Raw genomic sequence first — 15,218 nt, 5'->3', positions numbered from 1 at the left:
GCCCCACGCCTTCCGCAGCTTGGTTTATGTAGAGTTTGTTAACGGTCAATTTTATCGAAGTCGGTGAAGAGCACCAGCACCTCGGGACACTGCGGAGCCATTAGGGCCGCAATTTTGGTTCCCAGCTTTTCCATGCCTTCTTTGTTGAGGAAAATATCGGCTCCGTAAAGCTGGCTGAGTTGCTTGGCGTGTGGTTTGAGGTTCTTGCCCATCACATCGGTTAGTATCTCCATGCGCTTGGCCAGGGGAAGCTTCCGGAGCTCGGCTACCCGGGGAGTAAGGTCGCGGCACATGGCCGTGGCAATAGGTTGTAATAGCTTGGTTTCCTCGGGGCGCATTCCTTGCTGCTGACTCACCTGCTCGCCGCCCAAGCGCATAAACAGCTGCTGGCCCACGGGGCACTCGCGCATCATCAGCAGGCCCACTTGGCGGCCCAACTGCTCGCCCTGCTCCCGTGCCCCTTGCTCGCCTATTTTGGTCAGAAACGTGGCCAGTTCGTCGTTGCTGGCTGCTGCCTGCAAAAACAGCCGCGAAAATAGCTGCTCGGCTTCGGTTTTCGACAGCTTGCTGAGGGGGTTTTTCTGGTTCTCAACTTCCAGTCGCCGACACATATCGGCGCTTACCTGCTGGATCAGCCGCTGCTGGGTAACGCTGTCGGCGGCGGCGGAAGAGGTGGTTTGGGCGCGGCCGAACAAAGGGGCAGCAACGAAAATAAACAGGACAATAACCCGGCGTATAGTATTTTTCATGGTGCCGAAAGTACGCTAAAAACCCGGCTGTGTGGCAGCTGGTTGCAGCGCGCTTACCCCTGCCATTTGCCCTGGGCGGGCGGACGGCCGGTGGCTTTTTCGGCCGCACTTTCGCCTTTGGGGATTTCGCGGGTTTCGATGCGCACGGCGTGGGCCTTGGGCTGTACTTTCTGGCCGAAGGCGTCGGCGAATTCCTGGGTGAATTCGGCCCCGAAAAACACGATCAGCGAGGAGTAGTTGATCCAGACGAGCAGTACGATGGCCGAGCCAGCCGCTCCGAAGGCCGAGCCGGGGCTGGCTTTGGCGATGTAGAAAGCAATCAGAAACTTGCCCAGCACGAACAGCAACGCCGTGATAAAGGCGCCTACGCCCACATCCTGCCAGCGGATGATGGCATCGGGCAGAAAGCGGTAGATGAGGGCGAACAGCAGCGTAGTGATGCCGATGGAAAGCAGCAGATCGACTACCTTGATGGCGAACACCCCAATGGCCGGGAACCACTCCCGCAGCTGGTCGGTGAATACGCTGAGCACGGCGCTGATAACAAACGAAACCAGCAGCAGCAGTGCCACGCTCAAAATCAAGCCAAAGGACAGGAAGCGCTGCTTAAGAAACTGCCCGATACCCACACCTTCGGTTTTTACCTTCAGGTTCCAGATATCGTTGATGCTCTCCTGCAGCGTTACGAAGAACGTAGTGGAGGCAAAAATAAGCGTGCCTAACCCGATAACGGTGGACACCATCCCCTGTTGCTTGACGGTAAACTCGGTGATACTATTCTGCAGAAACTCCGCTGAATCCGGCCCGATCAGTCCGCGTAGCTGACCGTAGAGCTGGCCTGTTACGGCCTCGCCGCCGTAAGCCGCACTGGCCACCGTGATGACAATAAGCAGCAGCGGCGGCAGAGAAAAGATGGTATAATAAGACAACGCCGCCGCGTGGCGGAAGGAGTTGTTCGCTAAGAAAGCACTGGCCGACGATTTTAATACAGCAATGATGTCGGAAAAGCGGTAGTGATAGGCCATGTAAACAGAAAAACAAAAAGAGTGTGCAGCTTGCTAGTACGGCAGTATTTGGCCGGGCGTTCGGTTGCCGCCACCGAAAGGGTACTGCTTTGCCCGGCCAACCGGCCGCAATAGGTGGGTTGGTGCGGGCTGTTTCAATATCTTCGTCGGTTCTTAACCATTCAAAACCATGCGCAACATTCCTGTCCTGCTGCTGCTGACCCTGGGCACGGCCGTCACGGCCTGCCAGCCCCAGTCGGCTACCACTACCACGGCCAAATCCGGCTCGCCGCTGCCTACCGTTGCGGCCAACGGCGCGTATCCGGCCGCCGAGGGCTTCGATGCGGCCGGCTCCGACGCCCGCGCCTTGACCCTGGCCGACCAGGTGATGGAAAAAATGGGCGGCTACGGGGCCTGGCAGCAAACCCGCCTGCTGGGTTGGGACTTTCTCGACGGCTCGTACCAGCTCTGGGACAAGCAGACGGGCGACTTCCGCTGGCAGAAGGACAGTACCGTGGCCCTCTATAACCTCGGTACCAAGCAGGGCCAGGTGTTCCGCGCCGGCCAGGATATTTCGGCTTCGCCCGAGGGCCAGAAGCTGCTCAGCCGCATGTATCCGATTTGGGTGAACAACTCGTGGTGGCTGCTGATGCCCTTCAAGCTCAAGGATTCGGGTGTGACGCTGACCTACAAAGGCCCCGGCCAGCTTATGAGCGGCCAGCCCGCCGAGGTGCTCAACATGACGTTTAAGAACGTGGGCGTAACGCCCGACAACAAGTACGAAGTGCTCATCGACCCCCAGACCAAGCTGGTCGAGGAGTGGGCCTACTTCCCCAAAGCCACCGACGCGCAACCCGCCTTCCGCCGCCGCTGGACGGGCTACCAGCAGTACGGCCCCATCCTGCTGGCCACCGACCGCTCGGACGGCAAAGACGGACGCGGCCTGGGCCACGTTTCGGCTTCGACTACCGTACCCGCCGGCCTTATGCAGAATCCCAAATCGGTAGAGAAACTGTAAGTTAGAGAGTGCCAGTGGTTTGCCAGCACGCTGTAGGGGCGGGGACAAGCCCCGCCCCTACAGCGTTCAACCCTTTGCCAGTTCCCAGCGCAACGTGGTAACCGGGGCCTCGTTCAGGGCACCCGACAGTTCGGCGTCGGTTTTAAACTGCAGCTGGTGAAGCGTGCTGACTTCGACGCTCACATCGAACTGCGGTTCGCGGAAAGGCCAGGGGCTGACGTGCAACGGCCCATCGGGTGTGGGCTGGGAAACGGTGTGGGTGTGGCCGTGGGGACCCTGATAGATTTCGAGGGCCCGGCCCATCTCCGGGATTTCGTGGCGGCACAAAATCAGGCTTAGCCGGTCGCACCAGTGCAGCAGAGCGTAGGCGTGGTCGGCGTCGGCCTTTTTGAGCTGAAGCTCGCGCCGCCAACGTTGCTGGCTGGCTTTCTGCTCATTTAAAAAGGTGTCGATTTCCTTTTTCTGGCCCCGTAGGTTTTCATAAAGCGTGCTGAGGTGCATGCTGGTAAGCAGGCTACGCCAGCGGCCCTGGAAACGGGCGGCCCGCAGCACGCCGGTAGCCTGCTCCAGCGAGAAAGGCTGCATTGTGAAGTTGGCGGGCGCGCCGGCGGGCGTCAGGCCGTAGTGGCCGGTCCAGGTGGGCTGCTCGTCGTCGTGCTGGGCGGCGGCGGCCAGCAAGCCCACCCACTGGTCGGGCGGTAGCAGGTTGGCGGGCCACTGGTGCAGCAGCTGGGCCGCCAGCAGCGCGTGGGCCTGCTGGTAGATTAGCTGCCAGCCCTCGGGTACGTAATTAACAATCATTGGGGGCAGAAAGCGGAGGTTATGGATGGTTGGCCTCCGCTTCAGAACGCAATAGCCGGCAGCGGGTTGGGCTGCCGGCTCGCTTACTGGCCCAGGCATGCCAGCAGCGTCGTGGCCTGCTTATTTTGCAGCGAAACTTTCACGCCCCCCATCGTAAAAATGCCGTCGGTCCGCACTTTAATGCGCAGCACCGTATTCTCCTTCGGGAGCTGAATCACGCGGATATCAGCGTAAGGAATACGGACGATTTTGGTGCCCATAAAATTCTTGCGCAGCAGCAAATCGTGCTCATCGAAGCCAATATCCACCAGGTCGCGGTAGGTAACCATGCCGATGAGGGTCGAAATAGATTCCATGCGGGGTATGCCCTGTTCGACCCGGTAAGCCGCGTACAGAGTGGGCCAGCCGGGCTGAAACGGGTTGGGAATGGTGATGCCGCCCCCCACGTACAGCAGCCGGCCAAAGCCGTACACCATAACCCCCTGAATGGCAAAAATGAGCAGGTTGAGCAGCCAACCGCCAATAGTTTCAAGGCCCATATGAGCCGCCGAGAAGCTGGAGCATCCACTACAGCGCCGCCGGCTGCATCTGCTTGAGGTGCAGCAGCATGTCGTCGGTCATCTTGTCGAGGTCGAAGTCGGGCTGCCAGTTCCAGTCGCGGCGGGCCTGGGTGTCGTCGATGCTGGCGGGCCAGGAATCGGCAATGGCCTGGCGCTGGTCGGGGCGGTAGCTCACCTGGAAATCGGGGTAGTGGCGGCGGATGCTGGCCACGATTTCGGCGGGGCTGAAGCTCATGGCTCCCAGGTTGTAGGAACTGCGCACCGTCAGCTGGTCGGCGGGGGCGTGCATGAGGTCGAGCGTGGCTTTGAGCGCGTCGGGCATGTACATCATCGGCAGGTAGGTGCCTTCTTTCAGGAAGCACTCGAACGCCTCGCCGGCCACGGCCTTGTGGTAAATGTCCACGGCGTAGTCGGTGGTGCCGCCGCCGGGCAGGCTCTTGTAGCCAATCAGGCCGGGGTAGCGCAGGCTGCGGATATCGAGGCCGTGCTTACGGAAATACCACTCGCCCCACTGCTCGCCGGCCAGCTTGCTGATGCCATACACCGTGTTGGGGTTCATGGTGGTGAGTTGAGGCGTATTCTCGCGCGGGGTGTCGGGCCCGAATACGGCAATGGAGCTGGGCCAGTACACCTGGCGCACGCCCAGCTCTACGGAGGCATCGAGCACATTAAACAGGCCGTCCATGTTCAGCCGCCAACCAAACTTAGGCTGCTGCTCGGCCGTGGCCGAAAGCAGCGCCGCCAAGTGGTACACCTGAGCGGGCTTGTAGCGGCGCATCACCTCGGTCAGACGCGGCTGATCGAGCACGTCGAGCAGCTCGAAGGGGCCGGCCTGGGCCAGCTCGGCGTCTTTGGGCTGACGCACGTCGGCGGCCACTACGTTTGAGGCGCCGTAGAGGCGACGCAGTTCCTGGGTGAGTTCGAGGCCCAGCTGGCCGCCGGCACCGATAACGAGAATGGTGTCGCCGCTGGGGGTGGCAGAAATGCTCATGGAGAAAATAAAGCGGGTGGGAAACGAGGAAACTTCGGGTGAGGGAAGTGCCGTAAAGATAAGGGCTTTGCTGCCCGTCCGTGCCACTGCCGGCCCCCACCCGGCGCACGGTCTGCCACTGGTTTGGAACTATCAATTGAAAAATGGAATTTTACCATCCATGGTTTCACCCAACTCCCTGTTTCGGCTGGTTTACCAAAGCCTGGCTACGCCACCTTTCTGTGCCGCCGCGCTGGAAGTGCTGCTAGTTAAAGCCCGCACCCATAACCAGGCCAACTACCTCACCGGGATGCTGCTCTACGTGGACGGGCAGTTTCTGCAGGTGCTCGAAGGCCCCGAGCCGGCCCTGAGCCAGCTCTACGGCCGAATTCAGCAGGACCCGCGCCACACCGATGTGCACACGCTCAGCTACACGCCGGTGGCCGCCCGCGCCTTCCCCGACTGGCGCATGGCATATGCCCCGGTAAGCCCGGCCGAGCTGCAGCAGACCACCGGATTTCTGCCGCTGGCCCAGTCGCCCGGCTTCGCGGCCCACCCCCCCGGCGAGCTGTGGGAGCTACTGCGCGGCTTTGCCCGGGGCGTAGCCATAGACGGGTAGGAGAGGGCCAGCTTTGAATCGGTGTCGCGGCCTTATTTTGGCCGGATGATGCGACTAAATCTGCAGATCTTACTGCTGCTGCTGCCGCTGCTAAGTGCCGGTAGCCCGGCCGCCCGAGCTCAGGCGCCGGCCCGGCCAACCGTGTACCGTAACCTCGTAATGGAGGGCGGCGGCATTCGGGGCATTGCCTACGGCGGGGCGCTGGCCGAGCTGGAGCAGCAGGGCCGCCTGACGGAGCTACGGCGGGTCGGGGGCACATCGGCCGGGGCCATTCAGGCGGCGCTGCTGGCCGTGGGCTACGCGCCGGCCGAGATTATCAGCATTGTAAATGAGCTGCCCATTCAGCGGCTCAACGATGGGCAGTACATTTTTTTCGGGGGTGGCCGCCGGCTGCTGAAACAGTACGGCTGGTACCGGGGCGACGCTTTTACGGAGCTGCTGGCCGGGCTGGTGGGCCGCCAGACCCAGCGCCCCAACCTCACGCTGGGCGAATTGCACGCGCTGGCCCAGCAGCAGCCCACCCGTTACCGCGACCTGTACACCACCGGCACCAACCTCACCCGCCAGTGCCGGCAGGTGTTCAGCTACGAAACCCACCCCAACCTGCGCGTAGCCGACGCCGTGCGCATCAGCATGAGTATCCCGCTGTATTTTCGGGCCGTGCTGCTCGATGCCGCTACCGGCCAGGTGGTGGCCCAGCCCGCCAAAGGCCAGGCCGTGGAAGTGCTGGTCGATGGCGGCCTGCTGGCCAACTACCCGCTCGACCTGTTCGACCAGCCGCGCTACCTGACAACCGCGCCCGCCGGCCCAGGAGCCGCCGCCCGCCCGGATTCCGCCACCTTTCGCAACCCCGAAACCCTGGGCCTGCGCCTCGACCGTCCCGAGCAGGTAGCAGTTGATACGCAACCCGGCGGCCGGGCCCGGCTGGCTCCCTACGCCATCCAGGATTTGGGCTCCTATATCGGGGCACTTTACACGGTAGCCCTCGAAAACCTCAACCCCACCTACGCCTCCGACTGGCCCCGCACCGTCAGTATCAGTACCGTGGGCTTCAACCCGAAAATCAAGCGGCTCTCGGCCGAGCAGAAGCAGCAGCTCATGGACAGCGGCCGAAACGGGGTACAGGAGTTTTTGGGGCGGGGGAATTAAGGCTATCAGCACGTTGTAGGGGCGGGGCTTGTCCCCGCCCGCCGTTAAACGGATATCGTTGCAACCGATGGCAGGCATGCCGTCCTGACGGCGGGCGGGGGCAAGCCCCGCCCCTACAGCGTGCCGATAGCCTTGGGTCCCACCGCCACCCCATTCTGCTTCCGTATCTTTACGGCCACTCATTCATTCTACCATCCCACCGCATGTATACTACTCTTCAGCCCGACCTTCAGCAGCAACTCCAGGAAATTAAAGACGCCGGCCTTTACAAGCAGGAGCGCGTGATTACCTCGCCCCAGGGCGCCGAAATTGATACCCAGGAGGCCGACGATGTGCTCAACTTCTGCGCCAACAACTACCTGGGCCTCTCGTCGCACCCGGCCGTGATTGAGGCCGCTAAGCATACCATCGACTCGCATGGCTACGGCCTGTCGTCGGTGCGCTTTATTTGCGGCACCCAGGACATCCATAAGCAACTGGAAGCCAAGCTGGCCGAGTTTCTGGGGACCGAAGACACGATTCTGTACGCGGCGGCCTTCGACGCTAATGGCGGCGTATTCGAGCCCCTGTTCAACGAGCAGGACGCCATCATTTCCGACGCCCTCAACCACGCCTCCATTATTGACGGCGTGCGCCTGTGCAAGGCCCAGCGCTACCGCTACGTCCACAACGACATGGCCGAACTGGAAAAGCAGCTCCAGGACGCCGTAGCCAAGGGCAGCCGCCACCGCATCATTGTAACGGACGGCTCATTCTCGATGGACGGCACTATTGCCCAGCTCGATAAAATCTGCGACCTGGCCGACAAGTACGAAGCCCTGGTGATGGTAGATGAGTGCCACAGCACCGGCTTTTTGGGCAAAACCGGCCGCGGCGCCCACGAAATGCGGGGCGTAATGGGCCGCGTCGACATCATCACCGGCACGTTGGGCAAGGCCTTGGGCGGTGCCATGGGCGGCTTCACCACGGGCCGCAAAGAAATCATCGAGATGCTGCGCCAGCGTAGCCGTCCCTACCTGTTCAGCAACACGCTGGCCCCGGCCATTGTGGGCGCCAGCCTGCGCGTGCTGGAGCTGCTCACCGAAAGCACCGCGCTGCGCGACCAGCTCGAAGAGAACACCACGTACTTCCGCGAGCAGATGACGGCTGCCGGCTTCGACATCAAGCCCGGCGAGCACCCCATTGTGCCCGTGATGCTGTATGATGCCAAGCTGAGCCAGGAATTCGCGGCCAAAATGCTGGAAAACGGCATCTACGTGATAGGTTTCTACTTCCCGGTAGTGCCTAAGGGCCAGGCCCGCATTCGGGTGCAGCTAAGCGCCGCCCACACCCGTGCCCAACTCGACCAGGCCATTGCGGCCTTTATCAAGGTGGGCAAGGAGTTAGAGGTTATCAAGTAGGTCCGGGTACTACCCGGCTCGCCAAAAAGCAAGCGGGCTCATCGGCTGTTAGCCGGTGGGCCCGCTTGCTTTTTGGTGGCTAAACAAGACAGAGAATATTCGGCTGGACGCATGTTACATTCAGACAAGTCAACCGTCCTCTGCTCGCCTGCCCCGCTATGGAAACTCTGCTTGAAACTCCGCGCCTCGTTATCAGCTACGATGAGGCCAACGACTGGCTGCACCTGCTCTGGCGGGGCTCCCACAACCCCAGCGACGAAAAGACCTGCATTATGGAAGTGCTGGAAAAAATCCGGCTCACGCAGGCCACCCGGGTGCTCAACGACTCCACGCTCGACGAGGATGGCTGGAGCGAGCTGACGTACTGGATTGCCAATGATTTTATGCCGCAGGTGGCCGATGCCGGCGTGGTGGCGGCGGCCTGGGTGATGCCCGATAACCTGCAGGCCCGTATCGATGTGCACAACGTGCTGGTCCATGTCAGCCGTCCGCTCATCGATACGTTCTTAGATGCGGAAGCCGCCTACAAGTGGCTGAAAACCGAGCCTACCGCGCCGGACCGTGTCTCCGAAGAGCCGAAAGAATAGAACCTGACTGCGTCGCTACGCTGCTGCTGCATCGGCGGCAGCAGGGGTGGCAGCCTGCCGGGCTTCGGCATCGAAAAGCAGCTCGTTGAGCCGGGCGCGCAGGTCGGAGCCCGTCAGGTTGCGGAACACCTCGCCGCCGCGTACCAGCGAAATCTGGCCCGTTTCCTCGCTCACTACCAGCACCACGGCGTCGGTTACCTCCGTCAGGCCGATGGCGGCGCGGTGGCGCAGGCCCATGGAGGCGGGCACATCGGGGTTTTCGCTTACCGGCAGAATGCAGCGGGCCGCCTTAATGCGGCCGTTGGCGATGATAACGGCCCCGTCGTGCAGGGGGCTGGTTTTGTTGAAAATGCTGAGCAGCAGCCGCTTGCTTACGGCCGCGTCGAGCAGGTCGCCCGAGTCGGCGAAAAACTTAAGGTCGGAGGCCAGGCTAAAGGCAATAAGGGCCCCGGTTTCTTTGCCCGACAGGCTTTTGGCCGCCTCAATGAAGGGCGTTACATTCATGCGGTCGGCCCCGGCCTCGCGCCGCCACGGAAACATGCGCAGCCGGCTGCCAAACGAAGTAGCCTTGCCCACGCTAAGCAGAAACCGCCGGATTTCCTGCTGAAACAGAATGATGCCGGCCAGCACGCCCACGCTCATAAACTGCCCCAGAATGCTGGTGAGCAACTCCATGCCGGCCGCCTTCACTACCAGATAAAACAGGTAGAGCGACATAAAGCCCAGGAAAACCTTGAGCGCAACGCTGCCCCTGAGCAGCTTGTAAAGCTGATAAAACAGCGTCGTGACCAGCAGTACGTCCACGACGTCAATCCAGCCGATGCTCAGGAAGCCAACGGAGAAGGAGCCAATCACGGGGAAATCGGGGTAGGGGTGGGCGGAAAGGTGTTCGACACGAGCTGAATAGTTTGTACGGCTTCGGCCACATCGTGGACGCGCAACAGCCGCGCCCCACCGCGCAGGGCCAGGGTATTGAGGGCAATAGTGCCGGCCAGCGCCGCTTCGGGCTGCAGGCCCAGCGGCTTGTACACCATGCTCTTGCGCGAAAGGCCCGCCAGGATGGGCAGGTTAAGCACGCGCAGCTCGGGCAGCCGCCGCAGCAGCTCGTGGCTTTGGGCCGGCGTTTTGGCAAACCCGAAACCAGGGTCGAGTACCACATCAGTTACGCCGTGGGTCCGCAGCGTGGTCAGCTTATCGCGAAAATAACGGGTCAGCTCCAGCACCAGGTCGTCTTCGTAGTGGGTTTGCTGGGTCATGGTCTGGGGCGTGCCGCGCAGGTGCATCAGAATGTAGGGTACCCCCAGCTGGCCGGCGGTGGGCAGCATATCGGCGTCGAGGGTGCCGCCGCTGATGTCGTTGAGGATGTCGGCGCCGGCGGCTACCGCTTCAACGGCCACCGCGGCCCGGAACGTATCGACCGACAGAAACGCCTCAGGAAATGCGCGCCGCACGGCCTCCAGAGCCGGCAGCAGGCGGCGCTTTTCTTCCTCTATAGAAATGTCTTCGGCGCCGGGGCGCGACGAGTAACTGCCCAGATCGAGCACGGCGGCTCCGGCGCTCAGCATGGCTTCGGCCCGGCGCAACAGCTCGGTTTCGGAGGCTACGCGGCTGCCTTCGTAGAACGAGTCAGGCGTCAGGTTGAGGATGCCCATCACCTGCGGGTGGCGCAAATCGAGCACCCGCCCACCGGGGCAGCGCAGGGTTTGGGCCGGTGAAAAGCATATATCTTGCATAGAATTGGGGGTGAGAGGAATAAAAGCTGTTATGCTGAGCATGTGGCGAATTGAGCCAGGGTCGGAGCGAAGTCGAAGCATCTCTACCGCAGGGCTAATTCTGGCGTTGGGTCTACTACTGCGGTAGAGATGCTTCGACTTCGCTCAGCATGACAGCTTCCAGTAAAATCCCATTAACCCAGACCCCAGCAACAAAATAGCCGCAAAAACTTGGAGAATCAAACTCAGCAGCAATACGACCGGGTGATTGCGCAGTGCCGGACGCTGTTTCTGGCCAAAACCCACGACTACGGCACGGCCTGGCGCATCCTGCGCCTGCCCAGTATCACCGACCAGCTGTACATCAAGGCCCAGCGCATCCGCAGCATTCAGGAAAAAGGCACCCAGCTGGTGGCCGACGGCGTGGAGGACGAGTTCGTGGCCATCGTCAACTACTGCGTTATTGCCCTGATGCAGCAAGGGCTGCCGATTGACGCGCCCCTCGACCTGGAGGCCGCCGCCGTGGCCCGCGCCTACGACGAGCAGGTAGCAGAAAACCGGCTGCTGCTGTTCGCCAAAAACCACGATTACGGCGAAGCCTGGCGGCAAATGCGCATCGAGAGCATCACCGACATCATCCTCATGAAGCTGCATCGCACCAAACAGATTGAGGACCTGGGCGGCCAGACTAAAGTGTCGGAAGGGGTGGAGGCCAACTACCGCGACATGCTCAACTACGCCGTATTTGTGCTGATCAAAATGGGCTCCGGGGATTGAACGACGTAGGGGCGGGGCTTAGCCCCGCCCCTACGCAAACCCGAATCTAAGCCGCATCTTTGCGTACTCCCCTGACCCCAACACCCCATTATGAAACAACTTACCCGAATCTGCTGGCTGCTGCTGGGTGCGGTATTTATTTTCTCGGGCCTCATCAAGCTCAACGACCCGGTGGGCACGGCCCTGAAGCTGGAGGAGTATTTCGAGGTTTTCTCGCGCGACTTTGGCTCGTTTTTCAAGTTCTTCGTCCCGCATACCCGGCTGCTAAGTATCCTGCTCAGCTCCCTGGAAGTGGTGCTGGGCGTGGCCGTGCTGCTGCGCTGGATGCTGCGCCAGACGCTATGGGTGCTGCTGGGGCTGCTCGTGTTTTTCGGCTTCCTCACCTTCTACTCGGCCGCTTTCAACAAAGTAACCGACTGCGGCTGCTTCGGCGACTTTATCAAGCTCACGCCCTGGCAGTCGTTCGCCAAGGATATGGTGCTGCTGGGCCTGTGGGCCGTGGTGTTCTTCAACGAGCGGTACCTGCGTCGGGTGTTTGCCCGCGGCACGCTGGGCGTCATGTACATTACCATTGCCTCGGCCGTGGCTATCGGCATTGGGGTGCGGGCGCTGGGCCATTTGCCCTACTTCGATTTCCTGCCCTACAAGGTGGGCAACGATATTGGGCAGCTGATGAAGCCCCGCGAGCAGGCCCGCTACCAGTATGTGATGGAGCGCAACGGTGAAAGCAAGGTTTTTGCCGATTACCCGACCGATTCGACCTGGAAATACAAGAGCATGGAAGTGCTCAACCCCGAAGCCAGCCGTCCCGTCATCACCGATTTTGCCATCTTCGACGCCGAAGGCACCGACCATACCCAGGAGGTACTGACCGGCAACAAGCTGCTGCTGATTATACAGAACGTGAACGACGCCGATCGGGACCGGTTCAAGGAGTTTAACCTGCTGCTCGAAGCCGCCGCCAAGTCGCGCAGCCAGATCAAACCGTTGATTATCACCAGCAGCAGCCCCCAGCAGTTCGATGCCTTCCGCCACGATGTAAACCTGTCCGGCACCTACTATTTCGCCGACGCCACCGTGCTCAAGTCCATGATCCGCTCCAACCCCGGTCTGATCCTGCTGCAAAACGGCGTGGTGCTGAGCAAATATCACTACCACGATATTCCGGATGCCAGCAAGCTGGAAGAAGCGTTGTAGCGGTTAAGGGGAGGAACTGTCATGCTGAGCGCAGCCGAAGCATCGCTACTGCAATGCTAATTCTGACATCAGGAAATTACTATTGCGGTAGCGATGCTTCGGCTGCGCTCAGCATGACAGTTGCCCTCTACCAATTAAGTGTCAACCAATGATTCGTTTTATCCTGAGCAGGCTGTGGCAGGGGGCGTTGGTGCTGGTGGGCGTGGCCTGCACGGTATTTTTCCTGTTTCAGGTGCTGCCCGGCGACCCAGTGGCCCTGCTGGCCGGCCAACGCTCCGACGCCGCCACCCGCGCCGCCATTGCCGCCGACCTGGGCCTCGACCAGCCCCTGCCGGGCCAGCTGCTGGGCTACCTCAACGATGTGTCGCCGCTGGGTCTGCACCCGCGTGATTCGGCCGGCGTGGCCCGCTATGGAGGCTTCACACTGTTACCGCTGGGCTCCGAGCGGGCATTGGTGCTGAAAGCGCCCTACCTGCGCCGCTCTTTCCAGAGCAATAAGGAGGTGCTCAGTATTCTGCTCGACCATTTTACCGGCACGCTCTGGCTGGCGCTGGCCGCCATGCTGCTGGCCACCGTGGTGGGCATTGCGCTGGGCATGGTGGCCGCGCTGCGGGCCCACACTTGGCTCGACCGCACGCTGGTTTCAACCTCCATTCTGGGCATTTCGGTGCCCTCCTTCGTAGCCGGTATTCTGGTGGCCATCACGTTTGGCTACTACTGGAGCAGCTACACCGGCCTCAACCTCACGGGCCAGCTCTACGAAACCGACCCTTTCACGGGCCGCCACCTGGTGCTCAAAAATCTGTTGCTGCCGGCGCTGGCGCTGGGCGTGCGGCCGCTGGCCATCATCGTGCAGCTCACCCGCTCCTCTATGCTCGACGTGCTGAGCCAGGACTACATCCGCACGGCCCGCGCCAAGGGCCTGTCGGAGTACCGGGTAGTGATGGGCCACGCGCTTAAAAACGCGCTGAATCCGGTGGTAACGGCCGTATCGGGCTGGCTGGCCTCGCTCATGGCGGGCGCCTTTTTCATTGAGTATATCTTCAACTGGAAAGGCCTGGGCACCGTCACGCTGCGGGCCGTCGAAAACCTCGATTTCCCGGTGGTAATGGGCGCCACCGTGTTTATTGCCGCGCTATTCGTGCTGGTAAATATCGTGGTCGACATCTTCTACGCCTTGCTTGACCCGCGGGTAAAACTGGGGTAGGAGCTGTTTAGGACACCAGTTAGCACGTCATGCTGATTGATTTTGAGTATTTTCTGAACAGATTCGTAGTCCTCTAAGGTAAGAGTGTGCGGGTTGTAGGTGCGCTTGATTTCTCCGTAACTTCCTGATCCCGGCTTTCGCGCTTCGTGCATTTTTTCAAATGAAAGCTCCCTTTCCACCTCACACAAAATGCGTCTATATCTGATTGGCATGCCGGGGGCGGGTAAAACCACTTTGGGGCGGAGCCTGGCCCAGAGCTACGGGGTACCGTTTGTTGACCTCGATGCGGAAATTGTGGAGCGGGAGCAGCGCAGTATTTCGGAGTTGTTTGTCGGGCAAGGCGAGGAATACTTCCGCCAGTGCGAGGCCGATGCGCTGCGTGCCGTGGTAGCCCGCTATCCGGTCCTGGTGCTGGCCACCGGCGGCGGTACGCCCTGCTTCCACCAAAACCTGGAGTTGCTGCTCGAAACCGGTCTTACGCTTTACCTGGCCGTACCGGTGCCCGAGTTGGTGCGCCGCCTGCAGCATGCGGCCTCGGTTCGCCCGCTATTGGCCGCCACGCCCGATGCGGCCGCTCTCGAAGTGCGCCTGCGTGAAACCTTAGCCGCCCGGCAGCGGTTCTACGAGCGCGCTCCGTTGCGCTGCACCGCGCCCACCTGCTCGCCCGAAGTCGTTCGGCGGCTGGTAGCACGCTATTCTACTACTGCTTAGGTATGCGAAACCCGTCTTTGCGTGGGGTTTGTGTATTTTTGCGCTTCACTATTGCTTACTGGTATGAATACTGCCCCCGAAACCGCGGAAGTTAACGCCCCGCTGGTAACGCCGGTCAAAACGCCCGACGCCATCAAGCCCAAGCACAAGGGCTCCGCCCGCCTGTTCAAAAACCCCACGCTGGAGCGGCTTACGCACACGCATATTGCCGGTCCGCTCACCATCTTCTTTTCGGTGGCAGCCGTGAGCCTGTACTACAGCCTCAGCCGCGACTTGCTGACGGGCCTGTCGGCTTTTGGGCTGTTTCTGGGCGGCTGGCTGCTCTTTACACTGGCCGAGTACCTGATGCACCGCTATGTGTATCACCTCAACACCAGCACCCCGGCCCGCGCCAAGTTTCAGTACACCATGCACGGGGTACACCACGAGTTCCCGAAAGACAAGACCCGCCTGGCCATGCCGCCCATCCTGACGGTGTTCGTGGCGTCGCTGCTGTTCTTCATCTTCCGTTTCACGCTCGGCAATGCCGGTTTCGGGGTATTAGCCGGTTTCGTGTTCGGCTATGCGCTCTACCTGTTTGTGCACTACGCGTTGCACGTATATGCCCCACCGAAAAACTTCCTCAAATTCTGGTGGCACCACCATGCCATGCACCACTACAAGCAAGACGAAATTGCCTTTGGCGTCAGCACCACCCTCTGGGACCACATAGTAGGCACCATGCCTGATAAGAAAGCCAAGTAAGATTTTGATTGGC

General features: G+C 61.0%; 17 protein-coding genes. 10 read left to right on the top strand and 7 right to left on the bottom strand.

All coding sequences use genetic code 11. The features are described from left to right. Positions 1–38: 38 nt before the first annotated feature. Both HW554_RS19245 and HW554_RS19240 read right to left on the bottom strand, forming a co-directional pair. Positions 39–749 (bottom strand): hypothetical protein, encoded by a 711-nt coding sequence (locus tag HW554_RS19245; protein ID WP_176910159.1) that lies wholly within the window; start codon positions 747–749, stop codon positions 39–41. Between the two features lie 53 nt (positions 750–802). After that, positions 803–1,774, bottom strand: coding sequence for a YihY/virulence factor BrkB family protein (locus HW554_RS19240; RefSeq protein WP_176910158.1), 972 nt, complete (start codon positions 1,772–1,774; stop codon positions 803–805). 169 nt (positions 1,775–1,943) lie between these two features. Between HW554_RS19240 and HW554_RS19235 the strand changes: the two genes are divergently transcribed. Next, entirely contained in the window at positions 1,944–2,771 is an 828-nt protein-coding gene (locus tag HW554_RS19235; RefSeq protein WP_176910157.1) for a hypothetical protein, read from the top strand. A 66-nt stretch (positions 2,772–2,837) separates the two neighbouring features. On the opposite strand, the gene HW554_RS19230 is transcribed toward HW554_RS19235, so the two are convergent. The 3 genes from HW554_RS19230 to HW554_RS19220 form a co-directional block, all read right to left on the bottom strand. Then, positions 2,838–3,572, bottom strand: a complete 735-nt coding sequence (locus HW554_RS19230; RefSeq protein ID WP_176910156.1) for a DUF3891 family protein — start codon at positions 3,570–3,572, stop codon at positions 2,838–2,840. An 83-nt stretch (positions 3,573–3,655) separates the two neighbouring features. After that, positions 3,656–4,111, bottom strand: a complete 456-nt coding sequence (locus HW554_RS19225) for a hypothetical protein (protein ID WP_176910155.1) — start codon at positions 4,109–4,111, stop codon at positions 3,656–3,658. Positions 4,112–4,139: 28 nt separating this feature from the next. Continuing rightward, positions 4,140–5,123 carry an NAD-dependent epimerase/dehydratase family protein gene (locus HW554_RS19220; protein WP_176910154.1) on the bottom strand — a complete coding sequence of 328 codons (984 nt, stop codon included), beginning with the start codon at positions 5,121–5,123 and terminating at the stop codon, positions 4,140–4,142. 160 nt (positions 5,124–5,283) lie between these two features. Here HW554_RS19220 and HW554_RS19215 point away from each other — a divergent pair, with 160 nt between their 5' ends. From HW554_RS19215 to HW554_RS19200, 4 genes are all read left to right on the top strand, one after another. After that, on the top strand, positions 5,284–5,721 hold the full coding sequence (locus HW554_RS19215) for a BLUF domain-containing protein (protein WP_176910153.1): 438 nt from the start codon (positions 5,284–5,286) through the stop codon (positions 5,719–5,721). 45 nt (positions 5,722–5,766) lie between these two features. After that, on the top strand, positions 5,767–6,870 hold the full coding sequence (locus tag HW554_RS19210; RefSeq protein WP_176910152.1) for a patatin-like phospholipase family protein: 1,104 nt from the start codon (positions 5,767–5,769) through the stop codon (positions 6,868–6,870). Positions 6,871–7,073: 203 nt separating this feature from the next. Then, entirely contained in the window at positions 7,074–8,270 is a 1,197-nt protein-coding gene (gene kbl, locus HW554_RS19205) for a glycine C-acetyltransferase (RefSeq protein WP_176910151.1), read from the top strand. Between the two features lie 158 nt (positions 8,271–8,428). Continuing rightward, positions 8,429–8,857, top strand: a complete 429-nt coding sequence (locus HW554_RS19200; RefSeq protein ID WP_176910150.1) for a hypothetical protein — start codon at positions 8,429–8,431, stop codon at positions 8,855–8,857. A gap of 15 nt (positions 8,858–8,872) precedes the next feature. On the opposite strand, the gene cdaA is transcribed toward HW554_RS19200, so the two are convergent. Further along, entirely contained in the window at positions 8,873–9,712 is an 840-nt protein-coding gene (cdaA, locus tag HW554_RS19195) for a diadenylate cyclase CdaA (protein WP_176910149.1), read from the bottom strand. Then, the gene (gene folP, locus HW554_RS19190) at positions 9,709–10,590 is read right to left on the bottom strand and encodes a dihydropteroate synthase (protein WP_176910148.1); all 882 of its coding nucleotides are present in this window, start codon (positions 10,588–10,590) and stop codon (positions 9,709–9,711) included. The genes cdaA and folP overlap by 4 nt, the downstream gene beginning before the upstream one ends. Positions 10,591–10,800: 210 nt before the next feature. On the opposite strand from folP, the gene HW554_RS19185 reads away from it, so the two are divergent. From HW554_RS19185 to HW554_RS19165, 5 genes are all read left to right on the top strand, one after another. Continuing rightward, positions 10,801–11,346, top strand: coding sequence for a DUF1599 domain-containing protein (locus tag HW554_RS19185; protein ID WP_176910147.1), 546 nt, complete (start codon positions 10,801–10,803; stop codon positions 11,344–11,346). 90 nt (positions 11,347–11,436) lie between these two features. Continuing rightward, positions 11,437–12,543 (top strand): BT_3928 family protein, encoded by a 1,107-nt coding sequence (locus HW554_RS19180; RefSeq protein WP_176910146.1) that lies wholly within the window; start codon positions 11,437–11,439, stop codon positions 12,541–12,543. A gap of 148 nt (positions 12,544–12,691) precedes the next feature. Beyond that, on the top strand, positions 12,692–13,750 hold the full coding sequence (locus HW554_RS19175) for an ABC transporter permease (RefSeq protein WP_176910145.1): 1,059 nt from the start codon (positions 12,692–12,694) through the stop codon (positions 13,748–13,750). A 189-nt stretch (positions 13,751–13,939) separates the two neighbouring features. Further along, the gene (locus HW554_RS19170) at positions 13,940–14,461 is read left to right on the top strand and encodes a shikimate kinase (RefSeq protein ID WP_176910144.1); all 522 of its coding nucleotides are present in this window, start codon (positions 13,940–13,942) and stop codon (positions 14,459–14,461) included. A gap of 63 nt (positions 14,462–14,524) precedes the next feature. Continuing rightward, positions 14,525–15,205, top strand: a complete 681-nt coding sequence (locus tag HW554_RS19165; RefSeq protein WP_176910143.1) for a sterol desaturase family protein — start codon at positions 14,525–14,527, stop codon at positions 15,203–15,205. The last annotated feature ends 13 nt before the right edge of the window (positions 15,206–15,218 follow it).

The organism is Hymenobacter lapidiphilus (assembly GCF_013377885.1).
GTDB lineage: Bacteria > Bacteroidota > Bacteroidia > Cytophagales > Hymenobacteraceae > Hymenobacter > Hymenobacter lapidiphilus.
Note: the sequence above shows the minus strand (reverse complement) of the source record. Positions and strands in the feature narration are given on the sequence as shown.